The 21,649-nt window shown below is 58.4% G+C and carries 18 protein-coding genes and 1 pseudogene; 4 read left to right on the forward strand and 15 right to left on the reverse strand.

The features are described 5' to 3' along the window. Positions 1–123 precede the first annotated feature (123 nt). Both istB and istA read right to left on the reverse strand, forming a co-directional pair. Positions 124–864, reverse strand: coding sequence for an IS21-like element helper ATPase IstB (gene istB / locus NHF48_RS23120; RefSeq protein ID WP_253072596.1), 741 nt, complete (start codon positions 862–864; stop codon positions 124–126). Between the two features lie 11 nt (positions 865–875). Then, positions 876–2,405 (reverse strand): IS21 family transposase, encoded by a 1,530-nt coding sequence (gene istA / locus NHF48_RS23125; protein ID WP_253072712.1) that lies wholly within the window; start codon positions 2,403–2,405, stop codon positions 876–878. Between the two features lie 255 nt (positions 2,406–2,660). On the opposite strand from istA, the pseudogene NHF48_RS23130 reads away from it, so the two are divergent. After that, positions 2,661–2,961 (forward strand): annotated as a pseudogene (locus NHF48_RS23130) (integrase core domain-containing protein); the annotation flags it as partial. 96 nt (positions 2,962–3,057) lie between these two features. Here NHF48_RS23130 and NHF48_RS23135 read toward each other — a convergent pair. The 6 genes from NHF48_RS23135 to NHF48_RS23160 form a co-directional block, all read right to left on the reverse strand. Further along, entirely contained in the window at positions 3,058–3,618 is a 561-nt protein-coding gene (locus NHF48_RS23135) for a transposase (RefSeq protein WP_253072597.1), read from the reverse strand. Between the two features lie 243 nt (positions 3,619–3,861). After that, on the reverse strand, positions 3,862–5,247 hold the full coding sequence (locus tag NHF48_RS23140; protein ID WP_253072713.1) for an Ig-like domain-containing protein: 1,386 nt from the start codon (positions 5,245–5,247) through the stop codon (positions 3,862–3,864). Further along, a complete protein-coding gene (locus NHF48_RS23145) occupies positions 5,156–6,046 on the reverse strand; it encodes a hypothetical protein (protein ID WP_253072598.1) in 891 nt (296 codons plus the stop codon). Before NHF48_RS23145 ends, NHF48_RS23140 begins: the two co-directional genes overlap by 92 nt. 344 nt (positions 6,047–6,390) lie before the next feature. Beyond that, a protein-coding gene (locus NHF48_RS23150; RefSeq protein WP_253072599.1) for an IS630 family transposase occupies positions 6,391–7,337 on the reverse strand; the annotation gives its coding sequence in 2 pieces (ribosomal slippage) (positions 6,391–7,001 and positions 7,001–7,337; 948 coding nt in all). 253 nt (positions 7,338–7,590) lie between these two features. Continuing rightward, positions 7,591–9,024: a TolC family protein gene (locus NHF48_RS23155; protein ID WP_263817106.1), complete on the reverse strand. Its 1,434-nt coding sequence runs from the start codon at positions 9,022–9,024 to the stop codon at positions 7,591–7,593. Continuing rightward, on the reverse strand, positions 8,924–9,193 hold the full coding sequence (locus NHF48_RS23160) for a TolC family protein (RefSeq protein ID WP_263817107.1): 270 nt from the start codon (positions 9,191–9,193) through the stop codon (positions 8,924–8,926). The genes NHF48_RS23155 and NHF48_RS23160 overlap by 101 nt, the downstream gene beginning before the upstream one ends. Positions 9,194–9,482: 289 nt before the next feature. Here NHF48_RS23160 and NHF48_RS23165 point away from each other — a divergent pair, with 289 nt between their 5' ends. Beyond that, positions 9,483–9,959, forward strand: a complete 477-nt coding sequence (locus NHF48_RS23165) for a polysaccharide biosynthesis/export family protein (RefSeq protein WP_263817108.1) — start codon at positions 9,483–9,485, stop codon at positions 9,957–9,959. 32 nt (positions 9,960–9,991) lie between these two features. Continuing rightward, a complete protein-coding gene (locus NHF48_RS23170; protein ID WP_253072603.1) occupies positions 9,992–11,407 on the forward strand; it encodes an outer membrane beta-barrel protein in 1,416 nt (471 codons plus the stop codon). A 132-nt stretch (positions 11,408–11,539) separates the two neighbouring features. On the opposite strand, the gene NHF48_RS23175 is transcribed toward NHF48_RS23170, so the two are convergent. The 7 genes from NHF48_RS23175 to NHF48_RS23205 form a co-directional block, all read right to left on the reverse strand. Further along, positions 11,540–13,648 (reverse strand): GumC family protein, encoded by a 2,109-nt coding sequence (locus NHF48_RS23175; RefSeq protein WP_253072604.1) that lies wholly within the window; start codon positions 13,646–13,648, stop codon positions 11,540–11,542. A gap of 74 nt (positions 13,649–13,722) precedes the next feature. Next, on the reverse strand, positions 13,723–15,105 hold the full coding sequence (locus NHF48_RS23180) for an HlyD family type I secretion periplasmic adaptor subunit (RefSeq protein ID WP_253072605.1): 1,383 nt from the start codon (positions 15,103–15,105) through the stop codon (positions 13,723–13,725). After that, positions 15,102–15,494 (reverse strand): ATP-binding cassette domain-containing protein, encoded by a 393-nt coding sequence (locus tag NHF48_RS23185; RefSeq protein ID WP_446741236.1) that lies wholly within the window; start codon positions 15,492–15,494, stop codon positions 15,102–15,104. The genes NHF48_RS23180 and NHF48_RS23185 overlap by 4 nt, the downstream gene beginning before the upstream one ends. Then, the gene (locus NHF48_RS23190; RefSeq protein WP_253072607.1) at positions 15,397–16,902 is read right to left on the reverse strand and encodes a type I secretion system permease/ATPase; all 1,506 of its coding nucleotides are present in this window, start codon (positions 16,900–16,902) and stop codon (positions 15,397–15,399) included. The genes NHF48_RS23185 and NHF48_RS23190 overlap by 98 nt, the downstream gene beginning before the upstream one ends. A 62-nt stretch (positions 16,903–16,964) precedes the next feature. Continuing rightward, positions 16,965–18,281 (reverse strand): UDP-N-acetylglucosamine 1-carboxyvinyltransferase, encoded by a 1,317-nt coding sequence (locus NHF48_RS23195; protein WP_253072608.1) that lies wholly within the window; start codon positions 18,279–18,281, stop codon positions 16,965–16,967. After that, positions 18,281–19,318, reverse strand: a complete 1,038-nt coding sequence (gene murB / locus NHF48_RS23200; RefSeq protein WP_263817110.1) for a UDP-N-acetylmuramate dehydrogenase — start codon at positions 19,316–19,318, stop codon at positions 18,281–18,283. Before murB ends, NHF48_RS23195 begins: the two co-directional genes overlap by 1 nt. Before the next feature lie 655 nt (positions 19,319–19,973). Beyond that, positions 19,974–20,120, reverse strand: a complete 147-nt coding sequence (locus tag NHF48_RS23205) for a hypothetical protein (protein ID WP_253072610.1) — start codon at positions 20,118–20,120, stop codon at positions 19,974–19,976. Positions 20,121–20,903: 783 nt separating this feature from the next. On the opposite strand from NHF48_RS23205, the gene NHF48_RS23215 reads away from it, so the two are divergent. Continuing rightward, a partial coding sequence (locus tag NHF48_RS23215) for a hypothetical protein (RefSeq protein ID WP_263817111.1) occupies positions 20,904–21,649 on the forward strand: 746 nt, incomplete at its 3' end.

The raw sequence follows: 21,649 nt of genomic DNA on the forward strand, positions 1-21,649 counted from the left end.
ATGCGGATTCCGATGATCGCGCGCAGCCATTCCGACATGATGGCGCGCAGCGTTCCGAGATGATCGCGATCAGTGGCGGTCACCCGGTCGACATGGATTTGGTGTCAGTTGCGTAAGGTAGGGTCAATCGCTGATGGATGCTTTGGTGCGCCGCAGGCTGTCACCTTCGAGTTCGACGCGGTGAGCGTTGTGAAGCAGGCGGTCCAGGATGGCGTCAGCAGAGGTGGAATCACCGATGGCATGGTGCCACGACGCGGTCGGAAGCTGGCTGGTCACGATGGTCGACTTGCGGCCGTACCGATCTTCCAGGATCTTGAGCAGGTCATGCCTGGCCTGTGCATCCAGGGGCTGAAGACCCCAGTCGTCCAGGATGAGTAGTTCGACGCTGGCGAGGCTCTTGAGCCTGTTGGCGATGCGGCCGTCGCCGCGTGCCAGGGCAAGCTCGTCGAGCAGACGCGTGAAGCGCACGTAGAGGACCGAGCGGTTGTCGCGGCAGGCCTTGTGGCCGATGGCGCACGCGAGCCAGCTTTTGCCGATACCGGTCGGGCCGCAGATCGCCAGATTGTCGTGCGCGTCGATCCACTCGCCGCTCAACAGCGTTTCGAACAGCCGGCGCTCGAGACCGCGGGGGCTCCGGTAGTCGACATCCTCAGGTGCGGCCTGGTGCCGCAATTTGGCGTATCGAAGGCGGGCGCTGAGCCTCTTGTCGTGCCGCCAGGTGGTTTCCCGGTCGAGCAGCAGGGCCAGCCACTCGGCATGGCTGAGCGTGGCGGTGCCGCCATGCTTGTCGAGTTCGGTGAAGGCTTTGGCCATGCCTTGCAGGCCGAGCGCCTGCAGCTGGTCGAGGGTGGGATGTATCAGCATGAGCTATCTCCTCAGTGGTAGTATTTGGGTCCGCGGATATTGGGGTGGTCGACGCTCACCTCTCCGGCCGAGCGGGGACGATGGAGCGGGTCTGCGTCGAGCTTCTTCTCAAGGATGGATTTGACGGCGCCGTATTTGCGCGCGCCGATCTCGAGGGCGCGTAGCGAAGCCGCGTCGACACGGACGGCGCCATACGCGCGCGCCAGCCGCACTATACCGAGACACGAGCGGTAGCCCTGCTCGGGATGTGGCCGGTCGCTCAGGATCATCTCGCACAGCATTCTGACCGACGGGCCAAGCCGTCCGGCTTCATCGAGCAGGCGCTCGACCGTCCAGTCGCCGTAGCGGCGATGGCTCGAGGGCATATGGTCGTTGATGGTGGTGTGATGGCCGTTGCCGGAGCCGCGCATGTGGGAGGCGACCCGCTCGCCCCTGAGGAAGATCTCGACGGTGCGCGCGGTCAGCCGCACCTCGACCTGCGCCCGGGCATGGCGGTAAGGCACCGAGTAGAAATGCTTCGCCGCTTCGACGTGATAGTCGATGCCAACTTTGCAGCGGCGCCACTCTGCCAGGACGTATGGCTCAGCCGGCAATGCCTTCAGCAAGGGGCGGTCGATTTCCTCGAACAGCTCATGCCGCGACCGGCCGAACCGGCGCATGACGCGGGCGTTCAACGCGGTCATCATCTCGGCTATGGCGGCGCGTAGATCGTCTAGGCCGTACCAGACCCGGTTACGAAGACGCCCAAACAGCCAGCGCTCGACGATGCCGACACAGGCTTCGACCTTGGCCTTATCTCGCGGCCGATACGGTCGCGCCGCGAGCACCGCCGTACCGTAGTGCGCGGCGAGCTCGGCATAGGTGCGGTTCACCTGCGGGTCGTAAAGGCACGCCTTGATGACCGCGACCTTGGCATTGTCGGGAATGAGAAGGCGAGCTGCGCCACCAAAGAAGTCAAAGGCTCTAACGTGCGCGTCCGTCCAGTCTGGCAGGGTCTCGGTCCAGGTCGGCCACGCAAACGACAGGCTCGAGGCGCCCATCACGGCCACGAAAAGATGAGCCTCGCGGATCTCGCCGGTCAGCCGGTCGACCACCACCGACACCGTGTCGCCAGCATAGTCGACGAACATCCGGTCGCCGCCCAGATGCGTCTGCCGCATCGTCACTGGAAGCCGTCCCTCCCAGGCGCGGTAAAGCTCGCAGAACCGGGAATATCGGTAACCGTCGGGCTGAACCTCGATATATTCGTCCCACAGCACCTGGAGGGTGACGTGCTTGCGCTTCAGCTCGCGGTTCACGGCTGCCCAGTCCGGTTCGGGGCGATCGCGCTGCCCGCCTCTGGTCGCCGCCACACCGTAAAGCTCAGCTTCGAGCGCGGTGTCTGTCAGCCCGTCCGGCAACGGCCACTCCAGCTTCGATGCCCGGAAACGCTGAAGCATCACACGTACGCCCGTGCTGCCAACGCCAACCTGGCGCCCAACCTCCCGAGACGGCAGCTTGGCGTCGTACGTCAGTCTCAAAATCTCGCGCACCTTGCGCATTGCAATTCGCTCCGTCGGCATTGGCTGCTCCTCGAAAAGAAGCAGCCTGCGACGACCGGATCACACCACCAAAACATCCCGCATCTGATCGCCATCATGTCGGAACACTGATCGCGATGATGTCGGAATGCTGATCGCCATCATCTCGGAACGCTGATCGCGATTATCCCGGAATGCTGAGCGCGATGATCCCGGAATCCGCAGGTGGTCGAGGCGAGGGCACGGATCTCGTTGATCCGCGGCGCGCCCAAGACCATTCGCGTGGACAATGGTCCGGAGTTCATCTCGAAAGCGCTCGACAGCTGGGCGTACGAGAACGGCGTCACACTAGACTTCAGCCGACCGGGCAAGCCCACCGACAATGCGTTCGTAGAGTCGTTCAACGGTCTCCTCCGCGACGATTGCCTGAACGCACACTGGTTCCTGTCCATTACCGCCGCTCGAGCCAAGATCGAGGCCTAACGACGGGACTATAGAGACCCGTCCTCACACATCGCTTGGCTGGATGACGCCGGTCGGATATGCTGCTGCAACAGTCGCCAAGGCGGCCGAATGAACGCCGGAAACTCACCTTCAGGTTGGATGAGAAACCGAAGGATTCTCAAACAACGGTCGGTCTCTGGTTGCAGCTGGATGAAAGGCGGGGGTCACGTCAGTGGCAGAAGTTAGCATAACGGTCGAACCGGCGTTTCGAAATCCTGGCCAAAAATGTGGTGCTCGGCACCGCGCAGTTTATGAGGATCGGAGCGCGCGGAACCCATCTTGGCCCGGGCGAAAATCCTTGAGACCGGATACGTTGATGCAGACTCCTCATGCCATTCGGAATCACCTTGCGGACGGGACGGGCCATACGTTTTTTTGGGCCTGCGGCCCGGGGCACGACCTCGCGGAGCAGCTCGTTCTCCATAGCCTTCTTGCCGAGCAGCCGGTGTAATTCGCGCACCTGCGCCTCGAGCGCACGGTAGTCGGACGCCGGTACCACCTCCTCGCCAGCTGCCGCGGCGGTCAACGCATCCTGTGCTATCAACCGCCGCGAAGTGAGGATCTGATTGCCACCAATGTCGTGCCGGCGGGTGATGAGCGAAATGCTCATACCCGGCAGATACGTCTCCTCGACGATCCGGACCTTTTCCTTCGGTGTCCACCGCCTCCGGCGCTGGACACCAGTAATAACTCTATCTATCGTTGCAATACTTGTAGTACCGTCACTCATATGGCTCACTCGTATCTAAGAGCGGGGCCTGTCAGGTTATTTAGGATTCACCTCAACTATAAAGATCACCACTAATTGGTCAGCTGCGCAATGGACGAGCTCATGCCCTGGAACTAAGCTGCCCAAACCCTAGTCCCAGTTACGCAAGCCGCATGATTTACAGTCCGCCAGCATGATTGCTCTTGTTCAGCAAATTATCCAAGACCTTCCAGATTTAACTACTGCAATCGGTCAAACTCTGCATTAAAAATGCAGAGTATCAACTCCAGCCGTAGAACCTACCAAGCTGTAGACATAATAGGTCGCTCCCTCATGGACGACCGATCCGTCAAACTCGATTTTGTTGATCGGTGCGTCGTCTACGTTCGACAGCGCAACACTGCCAGCTTCACCAGAGACAGCCTTATCGCCTGAAGCACCGCTACCACCCATCAAGCTGACTTTGCCGCTGCCACCAAACGCAATTACGCCATCACGATTGCCGTCTAGCAGTGCAGAAGTTGTGACTATAACATCTTTAGATCCGAAGTTTATAATCCTGTCGCTACCAAGATTGATGTCCAGAGCCGTATCGTAGAAAAACGCCTGTCCTATCGTATCACCTGAATCGCCGCGCAACATATCGTTTCCGAGTGTGCCTTCGACTGCATTGACCGGACGTACATCAGCATCGGCGTAGATATGCAAACCGGTTGCACTGTCACCCAAACTACGCAGACCTGTTAGACCGTCAATCTGAATACTATCGCTGCCAAGTATGTCTAGTTTTGCGACCCCGTTTTTTAATCCTATCACTCCGTCACCATTACCATCAAGCAACGCTATGCTCGTGACTAGTATATCGTCGTGAGCGAAGCCGGTGATACGGTCGTGGCCAGATTCACCTGCCGAATCAACTAAAAAGCTATTATGATAAGCCGGTCCAGATACTAGCTGGTCGCCAACGGCTGAAACGTCAATAGTACCTACACGGGTAAGAACGGGATCTGTTCCTGGGTTGGAGGGTGCCGAGACCGTCAATGTCACGGTCGCGGCACTTGCTAGCTTGCCATCGCTGGCGGTGTAGACGAAGCTGTCGGTCCCAGAAAAGCTGGCTTTGGCGGTGTAGACGAAGCTACCGTCGTTAGCGATGGACACGGTGCCGTTGGCGGGACCGGTCTTTAACGTAGCAACCAGTGCATCACCGTTCGCATCCTTGTCGTTGGCCAGCACGAAGCCTTTGACTGAGTCGCCTGCAACCAGATTGTATGCATCGTCAACAGCCGTTGGCGCGATATTCGTCGGCGTTGGAGCCGATACCTTCATCGTTACCGTCGCGGTGTCTGACGCCTTGCCGTCGCTCGCGGCATAAGTGAAGGTATCGATCCCGACAAAACCGGCCTTCGCCTCGTATGTGAACGTCCCGTCCTTGTTAAGGAAAAGAATGCCGTTCTTAGGACCGGCCGAGAGCGTCGCCGAAAGCCTGTCGCCATTCGCATCATGATCATTAGAAAGCACGTTGCCGCTGATCGTCGCCCCGGCGATGAGCGCAAAACCGTCATCGGCCGCTACCGGAGCCACATTGATCGGCTTCGCTGGCTCCCCCTTTATTGTGGCAATCGTGGTATCGAGATTGTCGGTAACACCCATGTAATAGGTCAGGGTGGTCTTGTCCCCAGCATTTAGCGAACCGACATTGAACGCGATGTTGATGACGTTGTCGCCTTTCAGCGTATAGCCCGTCGCCTGAGGAGCAGTACTCACTGCCGCAGTATAGGGATCGACGCTGCGATAGCCCCTCTGTGGTGGACACGACGGCTCGCGCATCCTGAGCGTAGTAAAATACCGGCGTAACGCCGCCGGCATACGCCGCAACCAATGCGCCAGCGCTGCCCGACTGGCTTACAATCTTGTTTTCGGTGGAGAAACTGCTGCCCTGATCGGGATCAATCGAGCGCATGTAACGCAAATCGTCCATTGCCGATGAAGAGTTGTTAGTAAGGACGACATCGACCCGAACAAACTTGCCATCGTCGGTTAGCGATATGGTCTGATCGACCGTCAGCTTTTCGGTAGTTGCGCCGAGCCAGCCGGCCTTGGCAACACCGGCGGTCGAACGATCACTGCTGATGCCAGCGATATTGACCCGCGACGTGCGCTCCTGGTTTGCTGCGATAAAAGTGCTGCCCCCGATCTTGTAGCCGATCGTGAAGCCTTCGGTTGGCGTGCCGTCCAGCATTGCTTCGGTTACCGTCGACGGCTTGCCGACACCAAGGCCATCAAAATCCGCATACATGCCGACACGGTTGAAACCGTTTGCAATGTCGGTGAAAATACCTTCCGGCGCAATCTTCTTGGTTCCCAGCGATCCACTGCCATTGATGCCGAGAGTCAGATATTTACCTTGGAGAAAAATCTCGTTCCCGAACTTGATATCTGTAAGTGCCATGCCAGTCCCGCTCCTATATGCACAGCATTGATGATCGTGATATCGACCCGCGACAGCTGTCGCACACGAGTTCAAACCACGCACACATCAGCGCACGCCATGATTAATATTACGTCCAACCCGCCCGCATTGCGTCTCTGACATCCCGGAAACAGGATGACGCGAGTGATGCGCCCGATGCCGTCGTTAACCATGTCTCGAAAAAACAATAGGCCCTCCCACGCGGAACGTTGGATTCCTGGGATGAGTCGAGAAAATATCCGGAACTTTGCAGATTTTTCAATCTGATAACATGCTGTCGCGATCTCAACTCAGCCACGTATCGGCGCTAGAGCGGTTTCTGATCAGTCTGCATCGTAACCAGCGGCTGAGAAATAGTTCGAGCATTCCTGGGGCGAGTAGAGGTCGACGATACGGCCGATGGCATCCCACAGGCCGTGAATGGTCCGCTCGGCCGCTTTTCGCAGATGCGCCTTCAGCTTGGAGAAGGCCATCTCGATAGGGTTGAAGTCCGGGCTGTAGGGCGGAAGGAACAGGAGCCTGGCACCTGCGGCTTCGATGGCGACACGCACGGCCGGCGCCTTATGGCTCGACAGGTTGTCCATGATGACGACGTTACCGGGCGAGAGTTCGGGCACCAGCACGCGGGTCACGTAGGTGGTGAAGGCATCACCGTTCATCGGTCCGTCGAGCACCCAGGGTGCGATCATGCCGGTGCGGCTCAGACCTGCGACGAAGGTGGTGGTTTTCCAGTGCCCGTGCGGCACGCCGGCCCGCAGTCGTTCGCCGCGTGGCGCTCTGCCGTAGCGACGTGCCATGTTCGTTGATGCCCACGTCTCATCGATGAAGATGAGCTGCTCGGGATCGAGATCGAGCTGACCGTCGAACCATTCCTCGCGCCGCTTCAGGATGTCGGGACGATCCTGCTCGGTCGCGTGCGCTGTCTTTTTTTGCGCGTTATCCCGCGTCGCGCGAAGAACCGCCATATCGTGCCGAGCGCGACCTCGGTGCCGTGATCAGCGAGGAGCGCCTGCAACTCGGCAAGCGTTATGTCGGGGGTCGCCTTGTAAGCGTCTAGGATCAACCCAGCATGCGCCTCGATCCTCATCGAACGTCGATCGCCACCCTGTTGCTGTGGCGCTGGCGTCCCGTGCTGGGTTGCAAGCTGCTGCCACCGGATGGCGCTCGCGGCGCTGACACCGAACCGTACCGCAGCCTGCCGACGCGACAGACCACCCGCGATAGCCGCCACAACTCTATCCCGAAGATCTACCGACAATGCTCGCGCCATACATGCCAGCCTCCTGTACCGGCATGTATCCTGAATCAGAAAACCGCAGCGACGGGAATCCCATTATGATTCAGCCCGGTGAGAAACCGCTCTATGTCCGGTCATTGCGTACGATTAGCGCTTCAGACTCGTAAATGTATGGAATGCACAGGTTGCGGTGAACAACATTGCACATTGGAAGCCGTCACATTCTGTTGCGACATGAATCCGCAAAATCAAACGCGATCCGACATGGCTTGAGGGGTATCGATAGTCACGCGGACGCGAGCGTGCTGCAACGGTCGTCGCTTTGGCAACTATAGTTGACAGAGCGACGACCGCGCTTTCGATCAAACCTTAACATCACCGACGGACGGCGGGCAGCTCCGTAACGGCGATCGGTGCCCGTCCGCTGGGATCGACGGGATAGGACGTCGCCAGCGCCCCTTGCGGAGGTGCGGCTGTCGCCGGCACAAACTGCGGCGTGCCGGGGGGCAGGAAGCCCCGGCGCTGCACGGGTGTCGCCGTTTGGTTTCTGAAGCTTGTCGAGCGGTTGCAGGATTAGCTGGAACGGCCCAATCTGACTACGTCGCTGGCGCTCCAAATTTTTTGCAGGATCATAGGCTGCGGGTACGTTGGTGAGCGCAGCTGCCTGCAGTCTGCCAAGATAGGCGAGAAGGTTCGCCTGACCGGCATAGTGGTTGTACTCGGCATTAGCGACGATGAGTTGAGCGTTAAGAAGCCGCTGCTCAGAATCTAACACCTCAAAATTTGACCGAAATCCCTCGGCAAACCCGCGGCGCACGCCTTCCAACGCACTTTGCGCCGCAATCGAAGCTGCGCGCCCTACATCCAACTGTTCTTGCGCGGTTATCGTTTGATTCCAGCTAGTCAGTACGGCCTGATTAACCTGCCGCCGAGTATCCTCGATTTGGAAGCCAAGTTGCTGCGCCTGTGCGGTCGCTGCCCGTACCCGCGATCCGATCACCCCTGACGACAGAAGCGGCATGCTAAAGTTTACCGCACCGGACACGGCCCGCCCTAGGTCACGGGTTTGGTATGTCACTGGGCTAATATAGCCGTAGCTGCCCTGCAATGAGATTGTCGGCGCACGTTCCGCCCGCGCCGCAGCGACACGCTGCCGTCCAGCGCGCTCGTTGAGGATAGTCTGCCAAAGGGAGGGGCTTTCGGCATCGGCTGTTCGGTAGGCTGCGTCGATTGTCGGGGGAAGACCTGGGAGCGGGGCTTCAACATCCAATACACCGGGCGTCCGTCCGACGACCGTTGTAAACCGCGCGCGGCTCTGTTCAAGGCTGGCGCGCGCCTGTGCCAGCGACGATCGGATGATCAACAGCTGAGCTTCCGCTTGCGCGATATCGGTACGTGTAAGATCGCCGCCCCGTTCACGCGCCCGAGCCTGAGCAGCTTGACGTTCGTAGGATTGAACCGACCGCTCTTGAATACCGACAATAGCAGCGTCGCGTCGTACCGAGACGTATGAATCCACCACTTCGAGCAGAATGAAGTTCTCGACTTCGCGCAGTCGCTCACGACCGGAAAGAATGTCTGCTTCAGCCGCCGACACCTGCGCTGCGGTACGCCCACCGTTAAGGGAGAATCTGTTGGGCGCTGACGGCAAAGCCCATTGTCTTGCGGGTGTTGGTACCGAACCCTTCGGTAAACAGGCTACGCTGACGCTGTTCGTCATAGGCAAAATTGCCGACGAGCGTCGCGTTCAGACGATACGGCGATGCCGCTTGAATTAGTTGCTCGTCAATTGACCGAAGTTCGGCGCGCTGCGCTTCAAGCCGGGGGTTGTTGCGATACGCATCCGCAATCGCCTGTGCCAAGCTATCCGCCTGTGCGGCGGTCGCCATCATGCACGCAGAGGCGGCAAGCGCCCCGAACCATGCCCGTTTCATTAATGCCCCGATCCTATTCCCTGTCTATTCCGACGCGTTTACCATCGCCAACCCCACTTGCCAACGCGTGTTGCGAGCAAGGAAGCCTGTGCTAGCGCGCACGTGATACTGTCGATATAGACACATCACAGGGTAGGAGACGGCAATGACGGGTAGACTTGGATCAGCAGCGGTTCTGACGGGCAGTTTCGCACTGATCCTCTCAGGCTGTTCGGCATCCCGACCGCCAGCGTTGCCAAGCGACTTGGCGGCGAAGCCCGCAGATGTCTACCGTCTGGGACTAGGCGATAAACTACGGGTGAACGTATACGGTGAGCCCGCACTAAGCGGCGAATATCAGATCGGCGGCAGTGGCGCGGTAACTATGCCGCTGATAGGTGATGTGCGCGCGGTTGGTTTGAGCGCCCGTGAACTAGAGAGTGCGCTTATCCAGCGCTATACGGCGGGCTATCTGAAATCGCCGAAAATTGCGGTCGAGGTATACGACTTTCGCCCGTATTTCATTCTTGGCGAAGTCCAACGTCCCGGTCGTTTTCCATCGACTGAAGCGACCACGGTGCTTGGCGCTATCGCAACCGCAGGCGGTTTCAGCTATCGCGCAAACAAGAAACGAGCCTTTCTACGCCGCGCTGGTACTGATCAAGAATATGAGATCGATCTAGCCAAGGATGTACGCATTCTTCCCGGCGACGTGCTTCGGATCGGCGAGCGTTATTTTTGATCGACAGGCACATCAGAGGGCTAAGAATTACAATGCGTAAGCCGATCGCAGTGTCGGCGGCAGTCGCCCTGATCGGGCTACCGTCCGTCGCCTTGGGACAGACCACAGATGCAAGCTCGGGTACGCTAACGCTTCCCGATCCCGGCACATCTGTCGTTACGGATCGCGGCTCCAGCACGCTGATAGGAATTCCGTCACTGCGGCTTCCCCGTGGCGACATATTGGGCAGCGGCAGTGACGGATCCGTAGTCAATATCGGCTCCGGTCGTCGCGGTGCCACAGTAGCTACTCGAGCACGGCCCGATTTCGATGCTGTAGGTATACCAGTCGGTGGCTTTACCTTGTTTCCCGTAGGAAGTCTGGGTCTGACCTATGACGGAAACGTCTTTAATGGTCGGCAGAATCAGGTCGCTGACGTGTCGGGCAACGCTCGACTGGCAGCAGTAGTGCGCTCCAACTGGTCGCGCCATCAGATTGTTCTCGACGGCTTCGTTAACCAGCGGGCCTATGCTACCTACACTTCTGAAAGCGGTATCACCTATCGCGCCCGCGCGCAGGGTCGTTACGATATTGGTGCACAGACCAAGGCGAGTGTCGAGGTGAACCGCGAAAGGGTCTTCCTGCAGCGTAGCTCGTTGACGGAGGTTCTCCCGACCCGCCAGCCTGTACGCTATGATCTTACTTCAGGTGCAATAGGCCTTAGCCGTGATATTGGACGGTTACGTGTTTCCGGCCAAGGCTATGTCGGCCGCTACGACTTTAACGATGCCGAGCGTGTCGATGGCACACCGATTTCGCAGCGTTTTCGCACATACGACCTATACCGCGGCTCTCTCCAGGTTGGCTATGCTTTGGATGCTGGCCCGGTCGTGTTCGTTCGGGGTATCGCGGACACACGCCGCTATCGGTTTTCGGCTCCTCCAATCGACCGGGATTCAAGTACGATTGAGGTGTTAGCCGGCCTGTCCAGCGACATCACGCCGCTGCTGCGCGGCCGCATCGCCGTCGGTTATATCTCCGCAGACTTCAAGCAACCTAACATAGCTAGCCGCAGCGCACCAAGTTTTGACGTCGATCTCGATTACCTCGCAACAGAGCTGACAACCGTTCATCTGTCAGGACGGCGCTATTTCCAAAACGTGTCGCTAGCGGATTCTCCCGGGGTGCTGAGTACCGAAGCCGTCATCGGCGCCGACCACGAATTGCTCCGCAATCTGATCATATCTGGCGAAGTCGTGTATCGACAAACGGATTTCATTGCCAGCGCCAGCGACGGCTCAGCTTTGGGTTCAGAGGCGAGAGCACAACTTTTCATCAATCGACGACTGCGTTTGAATGGCGCTATTGGGTACTTCTACAACCGACGCGATGCTGTCGCAGTGGATGGCCAAGTATTTAAGAATACAGGTCAAATACAAGCTACCGTTGGTCTGTCGTTTGCCCTGTAATGGTCTTTTGAAGCACGAACCAGATTAGCGCACCCGCCTGATCCCGCGCCGACCTTTGCAATGTCGAGATCCGATGGCTTTAAATCACCGGATCTATCGACGCCCGCAATGCGCATGTATCAAATGTTGAAATCAAGCGTAGTATTGCTTAAACTTATTATAGTACATCATTTCGTCACCATACCCAGAACGAGCTTGCTCTTTTACATTGACCAATGTCAGTGCAGCACCCTGAACATTGGCTCCCGCGCGGCTTAGCATATCCAGCGCTAATTGTGCGGCGCTCGCCGGCGTACGGCGCCAGCGAGTAACGAACAACACGCCATCGGCCATGCCCGCGATCGCTCGAGCTTCTGCAAGTGGCAGAACCGGTGCCGTGTCCAGCACGACCAAATCGAAACGGCTGCTAAGATCGGTAATGAGCTTTTGCATTGCCGGAGCGACTAGCAGATCGAAATCGGCACTATTGGACGTTCCCTGGCCCAAGATATAGGCTCCCGATGCAGCATCATGGATCAACGCTGCATCTATTGAGATCTCGCCCTTAAGTACTTCCGTCAAACCACCAATGACCTGGCCGACCATAGTACGACTCGATGCACGACGGCGAACATCGCAATCCACTAGCACCACACGTTGCCCCGCCAGCGCGGCAGACCGTGCGAGACAGATTGCTGTTGTAGTTTTTCCTTCTCCGGGCAAGGCCGATGTGACCGCCAGCGAGCGGACAATCTGGTCGGCGTGACCGATACGCAAGGCGCCACGGATCGATCGGAAAGCCTCCCCGAAAACGGATCCTCCGTGCTCAACAAGATGATTGGCCGGCCCCATTGGATCGTTCCTTGGCAATGATACCCCGGGAACGGTTTTGAGGTCGGGGATGCTGCCGACCACTGGAACGCCAAGCTGTGTCTCGACATCCTGCCGTGACTTCAAGCCGCTTTCGAAAAACTCGAGTACTAGCACCAGCAGTGCCGCGGCGAGTATTGCAGCCAACAGGCCGCCGCCAGCAAATAACGTAAGCGTCGGCGAAGTGGGTGAACTGGGAACTGTTGCGCGTGAGATTACATGAGCATCGCTCTGATCGGTGCCTTGGCCGGCAACTGATTGGCGGTAACGATCCAGCAGTGTCTGATAGAGTCCGCGCACCGAATCGGCGTTGCGCTGGAGCTCTGCGAGCTGGACAGACGCCGCATTGCCGGCGGTTAGACCGCCTTCCGCGCGGCTCAATGACGAACGAATAGCTGCAGACCTGCCGCTCGCGACCTGAACATCGCTTTGTGCACCTGATCGTACTCTGCTGGTTTCAGCGGCTATGCTGCGATCGATATCTGCAAGTTGCCGCTCAATCTTGGCGAGGTCGGGGTGAAGCGCGCCATAGCGCCCGGCTAGATCAGCACGTTGTGCGCTTAACTGCGCCTGCTGGCTCCGCAGTTCGCGAAGCAGGTTGCTGGCCTCGCTTTGTGTCGACGAAGACCGCAGTGCGGACAGACGTGCCTGTGCGGCCGCCTGATCGGCCTGTGCGCCGGCAAGCTGGGTGTTCAGTACTGAAATCTCCTGCTGTACTGCGGTACTGTCCTTTTGCACATCGATTAGATTGGTCGCGGCACGGTACCGCGCGACCGCCGATTCCGCCTGTATTACTTGGCCGCGCAACTGGGAAATCCGGTCGGCAAGCAACTTGCCTTCTCGACCACGCGCGCCTTCTTTATCCCCGCGCTGATCGAGAATATACTGGTCGACCACCGCATTGGGGATGCCGGCCGCAAGCTGCGGATCGGTTGAGTCGAAACTGACAGTGATAGCGTACGACACACCGGTACGCTTGACCTGCAAGTTGCCAAGCACCTTGCTGATGGCCGAACTGCGAGCGGCCAGGGAAGTTACCGGCTGACCACTGGCCGGCCGCGCGATTGTTGAAACTCCGAGCCGATCAACAACTTCTTCGGCGAGACGCGTCGAGGTGAGAACCTGCACCGCCGTGTCGACGGTTGGGGAGTCTGTAGGTAGCGAGGCTTGCGTATCCTGCCCGGCCGTGAGTTCATCGACACGCCGGTCAAGTGCTAAAACGGCGCTTGCCGTGAAGCGTCGGGGTGCGGCGATATAAGCGACAGCCGTAAGCGCTAGAACCACTAGCATCGCCCCGATGATCCACCACTGACGACGGCGAATCGTTGCGAAAATTTGCTTCAGATCAATCAACCTGGCACCGGTTTCCCGGTCGAACTGTTCGTCCGTCACTTGTGAACTTGCCATATCTATCTTACTTCCATTACGCTTTCGCACCAGCCTAGGCACACACTCGCCTTCAATTCTTAGCGCTCGTGCAGCGACCGAGAGAAGGTTTCGGTCAATGGATCAAGCATATATTGCAATGCGGTACGTTTGCGCAGCTTGATTAATACTGCCACCGGTACACCTGCCCGGATACCAGTATCGTTACCACGCACCGCTTCCAATTGAGCGAGCTGATCCTTGGGAACAACGATCTCGGCAGTGAAGAAGTCTCGGCCACTCTGCTCGTTATGAAGACTGTCGGCGGAGACGTTCCGCACCCGTCCCAGCAAGATAGGAAGGTCTCGTTCATGTAATGATAGGAAACGGACTTCCGCTTCGACACCCTCGGTGACGCCATCGATATCGCTCGGCTGAAAATTAGCCTTGATAATGAGCGGGGCAGCATCGGGAACGATGTCCATAATCGGCTGCCCGGCCTGGATCACCCCGCCGCGCGAGAAAATCCGCAGGGCGACCACTCTGCCAGAGACGGGAGCGCGTATGACCGTTCGCTCCAGTTGTTCCTTAGCGGCGATCAACTTAGGCATCGCTTCGTTCAACTGAAACTGCGTGTCGCGCAGCAGGGCAGCGCTGTCCTCGACATATTTGCGCGACGTGGCGATAACCTGTTCGCGTGTTTGACCAATTTGCTGGCGCGCCGCAGCTGCACGTGATGCGTAATCCGCGTCGGCGCCCTCCAACTGCTGGATCGACCGTTCAATCGCCCGCACTGAGTTACGCGACACGTACCCTTCGTCCGCCAGCTTACGAGTACTTTCCAGCTGTTGCTGAAGCGATTCGCGCTGGGCTACACTAGCACGTGACTGCGCGGTGTAACCGACCGACTGGCTGGCGACCTCCGCCTCCTGCTGCCGCAATACCGCGCGGTTCGACGCGAGCGAGTTGCCGCGCGCATTGACCTGCGCCAACTGGATGCGTTTGGCCCGGTCGACCAGTTGCACATCGTCGCCAGTTGCCTGCGCGAACGTCGCAGGCCACTGAATTGCACCCCCACGGATATCCGCTTCCAATCTGGCCCGCTGCGCCTGAAGGTCGATGACGCTGCCCGCCAACGCGCGCTCGGTCGCAGCGACTTCGGCGCCCTGTAATCGGATCAAGACCTGCCCGTCCTTGACGTGCTGTCCCTCTCGCACGTCGAGCGCCTGGACGATCCCGCCGTCCCGATGCTGAACGGTCTGACGATTTCCCGATACTGACACCTGGCCTTCACCCTGTGCCGCAGCGTCGAGCCGCGCGAATGCGGCCCAGCCGCCCAATATAACAAAGAAAGCAATGGCGACGATCCAGCCAATCCATAGCGCATCTCGCGGCGAATCCTCGAGAGCCATTCGCTCACGGATTGTCTGGCCTATCGGCACAACGGCGCCCGGGACATGCGGAATGATCGTACCGGAACTCACTGCTGCACTCCTTCGGCCTTTGGCGCATCGCTATCATTGCTTATACCTGGCACATCTTCGGTTTGCCGACCTGATGGCACGCTGGCATCCTCGACGCCGGCAGGACGGGGACGCGTCAGCTCATCTTTTGGACCGAACATCTGCACCTTGCCGTCGCGCAACAACAAGATCTTGTCGACCGCCTGAAGCAATCCGGTGCGGTGAGTGGACACTACCACGGTCGCACCAGCCTCCTTAAGAGTACGTAGCGTCGCCATGAGACGTGTTTCGCCGCTAGCGTCAAGGTGCGCATTAGGTTCGTCCAGGAACAAGATTTTGGGCGCCCCGAATAGCGCACGGGCAAGCGCCACGACCTGGCGTTGTCCGGCGGAAAGTCCACCCCCCTTCACGCACGCTGAGCTGTGTCTCGTACCCTTGGGGAAATTGCAAGATCAGTTCATGTGCGCCAGCAAGCATGGCGGCATGAACGACCTTCTGATCGAGGTGCTCGGTCGGCGTTTCGGAGAAAGCTGAGAAGCGCGAAATGTTGGAATGGACGTTCGCAGGAAACAAGGTCGGAGTCTGCGGCATATAACCTACATTGCGGCCCAGTTCGTCGCCGTTCCAGTCCGATAGGCGCGCGCCATCAATACGGACTTCACCGCGATCCGGCTCCAGCGCTCCCGCCAAAACGCGCAATAACGTCGACTTGCCGGCACCGCTGGGTCCGACCAACGCTACGATTTCTCCTGGCTGTACAGTGAACCGAATATCCGACAGCAGTTCACGATCGCTGCCCGGCGCGCGTACCGAGATACCGTCCACTTCAATTAGACCAACCGGCGCGGGAAGGGTGGTACGCGGCACAGTTATGTCGGGTAGACGGCAAAAGTCGTCCAGTCCGCGATAAGCGTTACGCGCAGACAGAACGCTTTTCATGGCCCCTAAGATTTGTTCGACCGGCTGCAGCGCACGACCGAGAATCAGCGAGGCGGCAAAGATCGAGCCTGCAGAAATGCTCTGATGGATCGCTAGATAGGCACCGAGCGCAAGGGCTAGCGATTGGAACAGCATCCGCAGGAATTTGGTCGTGGCAAGGAAAAGACCCGAACTCGATGCAAGATCACCTTGTCGCCGGACAAGGTCGGCACGCTCGAGCAAGTGGCGGGTGACAAGGGAACCCCGCATTCCGAGCGCACGGACCGTCTCGGAAGCGGTGATCGAATAGTCCTGGCTACGATATGCCGCACTGGACCGCACTGTCGTTTCCGCGACAGCTTTGCGTGTGGCAAAATCACTAGCAAGCGCTACTGCCACGAGCAAGATTGACGCCACAAGTGCCAGCAAACCGATCAACGGATGCAAAAGGTAGGATATGATGATGTAGATTGGCGCCCAGGGCGCATCGAATATCGCGACGATCGCGGGGCCGGTCATCACGCCGCGCAGCGTGTCAAAGTCCCGCATGGCCTGCGCGCGTTGAATTGGCGTCGCACCACTGGCCCCCATGATCCGGTGAAGGATATTGGGGGCGGCCTGCTTCTCCAGCCGAACGCTGGCGCGCAACAACAGCCGCATGCGCACTGCATCCAGCAATGCAAAGACGATCAGCGATACCGCCAAGATCAACGTAAGCACCAGCAATGTTGCATCACCCCGGGTCGGCACCACCCGATCGTAAACCTGCAGCATATAGATCGACGGCACGAGATACAGGACGTTGATCAACCCTGAAAATAGTCCCGCCTGGATGAAATGCCGCCGGCACGCCCGCAGCGCAGCACGTAACGGATTGGAATGAATGAGATAGTCCGACACCGTGATGCTGGCCTTTGCTATGAAAACGGGGTTATTAGAATCGTATCCGGAACCCTTGGGGATCAGCCACCATATTGCATGTTGGCACCGAGCGCCTTGGCCTTCGCCAGGAATTGGTCGTAGCCGCGCTCAATCTGCCAGGCATCGCTGATCCGGGTCGGTCCTTCTGCTACCATCCCAAGCAGCGACAGCGCAGACCCGGCACGCAAGTCAAGTGCGCGCACATCAGCGCCCCGAATAGCGCTGGTACCCTGAATATGAGCCGTTCCACCACGAACATCGCTGGCAACACCCATCTTCGCGAATTCCTCGAGATAGGCGTAGCGATTGATGAAACGCAGATCGACGATGCGGGATTCACCGCGTGCGCAGGCTCCCATGGCCGCAAACAGCGGCTGCATGTCGGAATTGATGCCGGGATAGGGACCGGTAGAGATTTCTACCGGGTAAGCGCGCCCCGAACGGACGATCGCGGTGTCGCCAGCGCAGAACACCTTGGCGCCGCTCTCACGCAGAAAGATCAGGGGCACCTCCAGATCGCTAGCCGGAAAATCATGAATCTCGATGTCGCCGCCCGTGATGACCGAACCGATCAGCCAGGTCATCGCCTCCATATTGTCGGGCATCACGCGGTGAACGATGCCATCAAGCTGTTCGGCCCCGACGATTTCTATCGATTCCTGACCATAGACGGTGATCTTCGCACCCATCCGCTCAAGAAACCGAGCAAGATCTAGGATCTCGGGGCGAATATGCGGGTTCCACAACCGTGTCGTGCCGCGAGCGAGGCTTGCGGCAATCAGAGCGTTTTCGGTCGCACCGGTCGACCGCATCGGCAACACGATATCCGCGCCGGTCAGCCCGTTCGGTGCTTCGGCGAACAGGCGTTCACCCTCATACCATACTCTTGCGCCGAGCCGGGTCAGCACCATCTCATGAAGATCAGTCTTGCGATCGCCAAGGTCGCAGCCGCCCGGCATAGGCACGCTGCCCGCACCCGTGCGAGCAACTAGTGCGCCCAGGATAAGCAGTGTGTTCCGGATTGACCGGCCCTGCCATTCGAGATCGCTGGGCGGAACGGCTGCCTCCTCGATGGTCAGAGTGTCTCCGGTTACGACGCACGTCTTTCCTAGCGCCTCAAGCATTCCGACGTGCACGATCGCGTCAAGCAGACTGGCAGGATAATTGTGGAGCACGATCCGCTCCGACGTCAGCAGCGATGCGGCCAGCAAGCGCAGCACGCTGTTCTTGGCCCCGCTGACACGTACCTCGCCGACCAGACGGGAGTGCTCCACGTGCAGAATGTCGGAAGCCGATGTGCTGCCTTCGTTGACGACATCATCGGAAGCCAGGTTCAGGCTGGCAATATTGGTATTCATCAGGATGTTCCCTGTATTGTTTCGATAGCGAGCATGTCGGCAATTTCGTGCGCGGGACGCATTGTTCCGTCGGGTGCGAGATGCCGGACTTCTGCGATCATTGCTATGCCGGTTAATTCGTGCACCCGCCTGCGCGCAAGAGCGATCAGTTCGAGCACGTCCCGGGAGCGCGCGCCCCCATTGTTAACGATAAAATTGGCGTGATCGGGCGACATCTGCGCTCCTCCCACCGATACCCCCTTAAGGCCGGCACGCTCGATTGCCAGTCCAGGAGGGCCGATCAAGCTGTAGAGGGCCGGATCGCTCACGAACACCGAACCACAATTGGCGCGCACACGCGGAAACTTAGCGCGCCGGGCGGCTAAGATCGCTATTGCCTCGCGCCGCAGCGCATGGCGATCACCAGGTTCGAAGCGCAAGCGCGCTGACACTACGGTTCCGCCGCTCGCCTGCAGAGTGGAACTTCGATAGGCGTAGCCGAGATCAGCATGCATGATCCGCAACAGCGTCCCGTCGCGGGCAATGACGTCGGCGGACACGACGTTTTCACCGATACCGCGACGTTGGCTACCGCCGTTCATCGTGACCAAGCCGCCCAGCGTGCCGGGAATACCTATCGCATGCGTGGCACCTGCCATGCCGCCTGCAATAACCTTGCGCACGAAGGCAGGCACCCACAAACCTGCGCCCGCCTCGACGATGCCATCCGCATCGATTGCGAAATTACCGAACGCACGACCGATACGCACCACAACACCACGGAAACCGGCATCATCATATAACAAATTCGAACCATCGCCCACGATGACATGCGGAACCCGCGCCTGCGCGATAGCTGCAAGCACCCCGCGAAGCGCAGTAACATCGGGGGGGTGACGACAACGTCCGCCGGACCGCCAATCCGCCAACGACCCAGCGTGGACAACGGCACCCCGAATGCAAGCGCATTGTCGGGCAGAAGCGCCCCTCAACGCGATCGACAATGGCGACTGGGGCGTGACGGTACCGGCATTTGAGATCTCAGCCGCAATAATCATGGGCGCAACGTCTTAATGCTCATGCCGATGCGCTCCCCAAGAACAGATTTTTCCGACCGCATAGTCAGACGATACCCCTAATCGGTCTTGTCATAGTATCAGTTAATTTACTCCCAATATCACAGGAGCGTACCGATTGTAATCGACCAAGGCGGTGATTTTGTTGCGCTGCAGCACCTTTTTCATGCAGTTTATGTCGCATCGGGGCTATGCAGCGCCGAATGTATGGGATAGTACCGTAATGGGACACTAGCCTTCTGCCCGCACTGGCAAGAGGGTTGGGCCCAACGCACTGAGAGGATGCACGATGAGCAGAACTGATGTTAACGGTCTCCATTCGGACGATATCATGACCGCCAAGGGCACCTATGCGTTGGCCGGGTCACTTCTGATTGGTTTGATGCTCTGGGGTAGTGTGCTCGCACTAGTTGTCTGACAATCGATGCGTATGCGCGTCGAGTCTCTGTGACTACTATCAACTGAACTTCTCAGCCTAAGAGTTCGGCTCATTAAGTTTAGCGATACGGTATAATGCGCCTGCCGAATGATCGACAACCTGGGTATCCGACCGGGCAATGTAGGTTCCAAGGTGCTTTGTGAGACGTGGGCATCGGTCGAGCCACGTCAGGTAACGAAAAGCTCCTCGGTAGAATGACTAAACCGTCAGGTCGAAACCCGTGGTGGTTTTGACCGTCGGACAATCAATGCCCGCGATCAAAGCTGCAAGCTTCTCGCCGGCATTGCTGCCATCAGCATTCAGCTTAGCGAGCGTGGAGTATGCGTTGCAGGACCGCTCGATCATGTCGTCGGCCGGTTGCAGCCCCAAACATCGGCGACGTGCACCTCACCTTCGACCATGTTGCCGAGTATGTCGGTCATAGCGGGGCGCCTGTACCCCTTTATCTTTATCAAGGCGTCATACCCGCGAGGCCCACCCATCGTGGTGGTCTTCACCGACTGGCTATGGATGATGCCTGGTCGGCCCCGGCGTGTGACCTTCCGATATTCGCTTCATGTCGCCAACAGCGTGTTGATGACATCGAACAGGCCGTCTTCACACATCCGGTAGAAATGGTACCGAACGGTTTTAAGGAAGGAAAACCTTGGGTAGGTGCTCCCATCTGCACCATTTCGTTGCGATATACCGGACACATCCCACAGGGCCCTGCCTTATGCTTGCGAGGGTGCCCCACCCGGAGGTGGGCCTCAAAACGGGCAGACGGCAGCCCGTTCCTTACGGGCGCAGTCGGTTACATAGCGAAACCTGCTTCTGTCATGCTTGAATCGCGTCGAGCGGTTTCAGTCGAGCTCATGAGATTCTCGTTGTCTTCGCAACCCAAAGATGGATCACAAGCCACTGAAATCGGTTAATTCAATTTGCGGCCGGGCTCTGATCTGCATCCATCGACATTCCGAGCCGGTCGATCGGCATTCCGTTGGCGGGATCTCAACACTTAATATACGTACACACGATAGTTTGTCCTGATAGCATCAACCGCATATGGCGGGTGAGGTCGCTACTCATGCGAACGGTAGGCGAGCGGAAGGCAAGGGGCGGAATTTTTTGAAAACCAATGGGGAGGTCATGCAGGAATTCACTGCCCTGCCGCGTCAGGCAGTGCCAGCACGACGTGAAGATATTCGCTTTCTGCTTTACGCCTCGCTGCTAGTGCTCGATGTGCTGGCGGTGGTCGGTGCATTCGAGCTCGGCCTGCTCGTGCGTTTCGGGTCCGTCTACTGGTATTCCGCGATGGACGTCGTGGTTGTGACCTTGCCGATCTACATACTCGCCGCCGCCAACAACGGCGCGTATTCGATCGAGGCCTTACACCGGACACGAGTTGGTATCCTTCGCTCAGCCTCGGCGCTTGCCTTCGCCTTCGCCAGCTTTCTGTTTATATCTTATTACTTCCACCTTTTGCGATTCGAACCGCGCAGTGTGACTAGTATCGGTATGATGGGCAGCTTCGTCCTTCTCATCGTGCTCCGCCTCCTGCTGGCGTGCGTGATCAAATTTACGGTCGGTCACCAACTGACTGCGGACGTCATCCTTATGGACGACGTCTCGATTACTGTTCCGCCGGATTACCACGTCATCGACATGACGAAGGCAGATCTTCACCCCAATATCCAAGATCCAATGATGCTGGATCGTCTCGCCCGTCACATTCGCCGGGCCGATCGGGTCATCGTTGCCTGCCGCCCGGAAAAGAAGCGTGAATGGGCGATGCTGCTCAAGGGGGTGGGCATCCACGGCGAAATCATCTCTAATGAATTCGACGAAGTCGGAGCGATTGGGATCGGTGCATTCGACGGTCATTCGACGCTGAT

The organism is Sphingomonas sp. H160509 (assembly GCF_024124765.2).
Lineage (GTDB): Bacteria > Pseudomonadota > Alphaproteobacteria > Sphingomonadales > Sphingomonadaceae > Sphingomonas.

What these genes read in the sequence shown, in the direction of transcription:
- NHF48_RS23160 (WP_263817107.1), bottom strand. Translation starts at nt 9,193, where the DNA reads ATGGCGACCGCCGCACAGGCGGATAGCTTGGCACAGGCGATTGCGGAT.
- NHF48_RS23145 (WP_253072598.1), bottom strand. Translation starts at nt 6,046, where the DNA reads ATGGCACTTACAGATATCAAGTTCGGGAACGAGATTTTTCTCCAAGGT.
- istB (WP_253072596.1), bottom strand. Translation starts at nt 864, where the DNA reads ATGCTGATACATCCCACCCTCGACCAGCTGCAGGCGCTCGGCCTGCAA.
- NHF48_RS23170 (WP_253072603.1), top strand. Translation starts at nt 9,992, where the DNA reads ATGCGTAAGCCGATCGCAGTGTCGGCGGCAGTCGCCCTGATCGGGCTA.
- murB (WP_263817110.1), bottom strand. Translation starts at nt 19,318, where the DNA reads ATGATTATTGCGGCTGAGATCTCAAATGCCGGTACCGTCACGCCCCAG.
- NHF48_RS23205 (WP_253072610.1), bottom strand. Translation starts at nt 20,120, where the DNA reads ATGATCGAGCGGTCCTGCAACGCATACTCCACGCTCGCTAAGCTGAAT.
- NHF48_RS23195 (WP_253072608.1), bottom strand. Translation starts at nt 18,281, where the DNA reads ATGAATACCAATATTGCCAGCCTGAACCTGGCTTCCGATGATGTCGTC.
- NHF48_RS23135 (WP_253072597.1), bottom strand. Translation starts at nt 3,618, where the DNA reads ATGAGTGACGGTACTACAAGTATTGCAACGATAGATAGAGTTATTACT.
- NHF48_RS23140 (WP_253072713.1), bottom strand. Translation starts at nt 5,247, where the DNA reads ATGGGTGTTACCGACAATCTCGATACCACGATTGCCACAATAAAGGGG.
- istA (WP_253072712.1), bottom strand. Translation starts at nt 2,405, where the DNA reads ATGCGCAAGGTGCGCGAGATTTTGAGACTGACGTACGACGCCAAGCTG.
- NHF48_RS23155 (WP_263817106.1), bottom strand. Translation starts at nt 9,024, where the DNA reads ATGACGAACAGCGTCAGCGTAGCCTGTTTACCGAAGGGTTCGGTACCA.